We start from the raw sequence: 5714 nt of genomic DNA, 5'->3' as shown, positions 1-5714 counted from the left end.
GGTAAAAACCTCGCCCGCAAGTGGCGCGAAATAATCCAAATTTTATGAGGAAGGTAAAAACCTCGCCCGCAAGTGGCCCGACCTGTTCATCCCTTTCCCCTTTCCCCTTTAACCTTTTCCCTTTTCCCTTTTATATATGTACTTCATTTACCTGAAATGTGCTGTATCTGTCGTTGTAGTTAAATCAATTATCGCTCAACATGAGTCACCGTATTTTCTGACGACTCAATTAGGATGGCTATATGCTAATTCTCCTCACTTTTTATCCAGATAACCTGGAAATATTCACTCATAGGGATGTCGATACAGTACTGAAAAGAATTGATGCTTCTCAGAATATTTGGTTACGCTGTGTTCAATTCCGCGATCGCACTGGAACAGCTAAAATTATCAAACATTTTGAACTCAATCCATCTCGTGTTAACATGATTTTCAACCATTCCCCTTTAGGAATTGATGAAGACGTAGAAGATTGTTTATTTGACAGCTATGAAATTCTAACTGCTCAAATAAAAAATCATGAATTTGAGGTTGCACGTGGCAATATTGTAGTTGGAAGTAATTTTATAATTACGTTTGAAATCACTGAATTAAAAGTTTTAAGTATTTTAGCTAATAATTTACAAAAGCGCCCTCTAGATATCAAAAAATGGGGGATAGACTATCTTTTTTATCTCATTTTTAAAGAAATCCTGAATAATTATCATATTGTCTTTGACTATATTTCTAGAAAGCTTGATGATTTAGAAGATGAAGTTTTAGATGATTCTGGTGATGAATCAACGTACCAAAGAATTGCCACCATGAGGCAATCTACTCGTTCAGGACGGCGTAATTTCCAAAGTATTAAGTCACTTATGGCTATTATGGATTACGATGATTTTCAATGGATCACCCAGCCAGTGAAAGAACTGTTCAAAGAAGAATTGGTTCATCAAGTTGATAAATTATGGCAAGAATATCAAGCTTTGAGAGCCTGGATGTCAGAATTAATGGAAATCCAACGCGATAATATTGCTAGCAAAACTGGTGAACGAATTAATCGCCTGACTATCCTCTCGACCGTATTCTTACCAATTACGTTCATGTCTGGTTTCTATGGTATGAACTTCAAATATATGCCGGAATTAGAGCAACCTTGGGCTTATCCTGCTGTAATCGGCGTAATGATCTTAATTGTGATTTGTAGTATTGCTTATGTTAAAAAACAACGTTGGTTGTAGCATCTATCAAGTTATAGGCTATTACTGGAATAGTAAAATTTACATCTTGTTTGGCTTTGCTATATGCTTTCTGTTAAGTAGACTGCATTAACCCTAAATCGGTAAATAAACGTGAATCTCCCATTGATTATTCGTGCTGAAGAACACAGCGAGAAAATAGCTATCGCTACAACGGATGGATCATTTACCTATCGGGATTTGCTCCACACTTCCAGTCAAATAGCAACAAGTCTTCTTCAGAATACAAAAGATTTACAAGAGGAGCGAGTCGCCTTCCTCATCCCACCTGGATTTGAGTATGTAGCTACTCAATGGGGAATTTGGCGTGCTGGTGGCATAGCTGTACCTTTGTGTGTTTCCCATCCGCGCCCAGAATTGGAGTATGTAATTACCAATTCTGGAGCATCGATTATTGTTGCTCATCCTAATTTTGAGGGTATACTGCGTAGTTTACCGCCGCAGGCATCGCTCGCCGAAGAACACAATTTGCGATTTATCCTCACCTCAGAAACGCTTCCATCTAATATTGCTTGTCTCCCAGAAGTAGATATCACTAGACGCGCCTTAATTCTCTACACTAGCGGTACAACAGGTAAACCCAAGGGTGTGGTTACAACTCATCAAAATATTCAAGCGCAAGTGACTAGTTTAAACACCGCTTGGGAATGGACATCTAGCGATCGCATTTTACATATACTGCCACTACATCATATTCATGGAATTATTAACGTACTGACTTGTGCTTTATGGGCTGGCGCGGAGTGTCATCTGTTGAGCAAGTTTGATACCGAAACTGTTTGGAATCGAATTGGTGACGGTAACTTAACCCTATTTATGGCAGTACCAACGATTTATGTAAAGCTCATTACCGCATGGGAAAATGCCTCTAGGGAACGCCAAAAAACAATGTCAGAAGGCTGTGCTAAGATGCGCCTGATGGTTTCCGGTTCGGCAGCATTACCAGTTCAAGTTTTAGAAAAGTGGCAGACTATCAGCGGCCATTTTCTACTTGAGCGATATGGGATGACTGAAATCGGCATGGCGCTATCTAACCCTTTACACGGTGAACGGTTGGCTGGATATGTAGGAAAGCCTTTGCCTGAAGTTGAAGTGAGATTAGTAGATGAGAACGGATTAGTCTCAACCGGAACACCAGGAGAGATCCAAGTTAAAGGGCCCGGAGTGTTTATAGAATATTGGCAAAACCCCGAAGCAACCGCCAAAGCCTTCCAAGATGGCTGGTTTTGTACTGGAGATACCGCCGTCATGGAGAACGGTAGCTACCGCATTCTGGGACGGATGAGTGTGGATATCATCAAAACCGGAGGCTATAAAGTTTCAGCTTTGGAAATTGAAGAAGTATTGCGATCGCATCCAGATATTCAAGAATGTGCAGTGGTTGGGGTTGCAGATATAGAATGGGGTGAACGGGTTTGTGCTGCATTAGTATTGCAAGGGTTACAACCTTTGACATTAGAATCTTTTAGGAGTTGGGCAAAAGAGCGATTGGCTGTTTATAAAGTGCCAACCCAAATTTTGATAGTCGAAGAATTACCGCGCAATGCAATGGGGAAAGTGACTAAGCCAACAGTGGTTGAGCTATTTCGAGCATAGCGATCGTCAAGGCGCAATTATACCTGGAGTTTTAAACCTTAGACATCTCCGAAAAAGAATGTAGAGACGTAGCAGTGCTACGTCTCTACAAGGTTTCTGGGTAACGTATATTTAATTTCTGGAGATGTCTCTTGTAACCTCTTCAACTTAAGTAAATATAATTAACTTGATCAAGCCTTAGAATCTGACAAATGAGTGAAATAGACCTATGAGTGACTTAGTTTTTCTACCCGCTCATCAACTTGCTCAGATGATTCGCGATCGCCAAGTCTCTGCTGTCGAAGTGTTTGATGCTTACCTGGCGCAGATTTCTAAACACAACTCAAAGCTGAATGCAATTTGCACCTTAGACGAAGACAATGCTCGTACCAGAGCAAAGCAAGCGGATGAAGCCCTAGCTAAAGGAGAACACTGGGGCGCTCTACACGGTGTCCCTATCACAATCAAAGATATCTTTGAAACAGTAGGACTCCGTACCACAGCAGGTTACATTCCTCTCAAAGACTACATTCCTCAACAGGATGCCACCGTTGTCGCCAGGCTGCGGGCAGCAGGAGCCGTTATCCTGGGAAAAACGAATATGGCAGAACTGGCTGGTGATTTTCAAAGTACAAATTCTCTGTTTCCACGAGTAAATAATCCCTGGAATCTTGACTACACACCAGGAGGCAGTTCTGGAGGCAGTGCTGCTGCTGTTGCAGCCGGACTTTCATCATTAGATGTAGGCAACGATCTTGCGGGTTCCGTGCGCCAGCCTGCAACTTTCTGCGGCGTGTATGGTTTAAAGCCAACAGATCGCCGTATTTCTACCGCCGGAAGTATCCCTGAAGTACCGGGAATGCCGCTATGCTTGCGGCAAATGTTGACTATTGGTTGTTTTGCGCGATCGCTCGAAGATATTCGCCTTTGTTTCTCGCTCATCGCTGGTGCGGATCTACGTCGCCCAGATGTGCCACCGATTCCCCTTGATACTCCATCAGGCAAGTCTTTGCAGGATCTTAAAATTGCTTGGATTGATGAATGGGTGGAAGTTCCGGTTGCTGCGGAAATTCGAGGCGCAGTACAGACAGTCGTGCAAAAACTCGCTCAAGCAGGTAGTTATGTTGAACGCTGGCTTCCCAAAGACTTTGATTTATCGACAGTGTGGAACCTCTGCGGGCGGATGGAAGCATATATCAACAACTACGCCCAACCCAAGGATCGCTATAATGTGATACGCAACTTAGAGTTACTCTTTCGCACGGCAACTCAAGGCGACAAAAAACTCCGAAAATTGGGGAATTTCAGCAGCTTTCTGCCAGAAATTTTGAATCCCAGCCTCAGAGGATATTTTGAGACACTCACCGAACGCGATCGCTTCATTGCCCAAATGGATGAAGCTTTAGAAGCGTGGGATGTATGGCTCACTCCTGTGACAGCAACTCCTGCATTTCCCCATTGTCCGGCTTGGAGCGCCATTGATATTGAGGGTAAATCCTATCCTCATGCGGTGGCAAACGGTGCTTACACCATGCCATTTAATCTCAGTGGTCATCCTGTGGTGGTCATTCCCATCGGGCAAACCCACAATGGCTTACCGATTGGAATGCAGATTGTGGGAAAGCGATGGCGCGAGATGGAGTTATTGGCGATCGCTCAAGAACTTGACAAAGTGGTTGGTGATTTCCGCCATCCATTGGGATATTGAGAAATGGTACTAATTAAACTTCACCGTTATTACGCAAAGCGGCTTATTGACAATGCTGCAATACGTAAGGTACAAGATAAGCAAGTTGGCGCGAAAAACCCCAAGTATGTTACGAAACATAAATAGGCTTTAAGCTCTTACTAATGACCAATGACAAATGACAGCTTTGCTAGTTAGCTTTAATTGCGCCGACCTACTTAAGGACAATTCAAAAAACTTAAAATCGCTATGAGTCTTTTTTGTCTAGTTCATGGCGCTTTCCAAGGCGCTTGGTGTTGGAATTTGTTAATTCCTTATTTAGAAGCGCAAGGTCACAAAACAGTAGCAATAGATTTGCCAATTGAAGATGCGTCTGCAAGTTTATCGCAATTTGCAGATGTAATATTGCAAGCGCTTCCAAAAACTGATGATGATATTGTGCTGGTTGGTCACTCAATGGCTGGTACTGTTATTCCCCTGGTTGCAGAAGCGCTTCAAGTACGTCAACTGGTATTCCTTACCGCGCTTATTCCATACCCAGGAACTAGTACACTTGAGCAATTTTCTCATCATCTCGATTTTGATAGCCTCAAATCATTAAATTACGAACCAAAAGAGTCACATCAACTCAAACAATTTGATGATGAACCTTATATGTTTAATCCTGTTTCTGCTGGGAAAAACTTTTCAGATGAAGCAGTATTGATGGAATTTTTTTATCAAGATTGTCAGCCGGATGTAATGCGCTGGGCACTCTCAAAAGGACGTTCACAGCAATCAATGGCATATATTTATGAGGTTAATCCTCTGAAAGCTTTACCAAAAGTAGAGTATAAATATATTTTTTGTACTGATGACCTGATAATCTCTCCTGCATGGTCACACTACGCTGCACGTAAGCGCTTGGGAGTTGAAGCTATAGAACTGCCTGGAGGACATTGCCCACACTTGTCTCGTCCTGCTCATCTGGCCTCAGTATTAACTAAATGATCGCAAACCTTATTGTAGATAATCGTAGGTTGGGTGGAACGTAGTGAAACCCAACAAATCCTCGAAAATGTTGGGTTTCGTTCCTCCACCCAACCTACACAGTTTATGGTTTTTGAATGAATCAACAAATGCGAACGCCGAATCAACAAATGCGAACGCCAAAGTAACAAATGCGAACGCCAAAGTAACAAATGCGAACGCCAAAGTAACAAATGCGAACG

At 42.5% G+C, this 5714-nt stretch carries 4 protein-coding genes; all 4 read left to right on the top strand.

What is annotated here, in order from left to right; translation table 11 throughout:
• Positions 1–242: 242 nt before the first annotated feature.
• A complete protein-coding gene (locus G1O98_RS36380; RefSeq protein ID WP_163939075.1) occupies positions 243–1223 on the top strand; it encodes a CorA family divalent cation transporter in 981 nt (326 codons plus the stop codon).
• A 111-nt stretch (positions 1224–1334) separates the two neighbouring features.
• Positions 1335–2837 carry an acyl-CoA synthetase gene (locus G1O98_RS36375; protein ID WP_163939073.1) on the top strand — a complete coding sequence of 501 codons (1503 nt, stop codon included), beginning with the start codon at positions 1335–1337 and terminating at the stop codon, positions 2835–2837.
• A 208-nt stretch (positions 2838–3045) separates the two neighbouring features.
• The gene (locus G1O98_RS36370) at positions 3046–4524 is read left to right on the top strand and encodes an amidase (RefSeq protein ID WP_163939071.1); all 1479 of its coding nucleotides are present in this window, start codon (positions 3046–3048) and stop codon (positions 4522–4524) included.
• A gap of 228 nt (positions 4525–4752) precedes the next feature.
• On the top strand, positions 4753–5493 hold the full coding sequence (locus G1O98_RS36365) for an alpha/beta hydrolase (RefSeq protein ID WP_163939069.1): 741 nt from the start codon (positions 4753–4755) through the stop codon (positions 5491–5493).
• Positions 5494–5714 lie beyond the last annotated feature (221 nt).

Source organism: Nostoc sp. UIC 10630, from assembly GCF_010747425.1.
Taxonomy (GTDB): Bacteria; Cyanobacteriota; Cyanobacteriia; order Cyanobacteriales; family Nostocaceae; genus Nostoc.
This window is presented reverse-complemented; position numbering and strand designations above follow the sequence as displayed.

Excerpts from the sequence above, each read along its gene's own strand:
- G1O98_RS36380 (WP_163939075.1), top strand. The coding sequence starts at position 243 with ATGCTAATTCTCCTCACTTTTTATCCAGATAACCTGGAAATATTCACT.
- G1O98_RS36370 (WP_163939071.1), top strand. The coding sequence starts at position 3,046 with ATGAGTGACTTAGTTTTTCTACCCGCTCATCAACTTGCTCAGATGATT.
- G1O98_RS36365 (WP_163939069.1), top strand. The coding sequence starts at position 4,753 with ATGAGTCTTTTTTGTCTAGTTCATGGCGCTTTCCAAGGCGCTTGGTGT.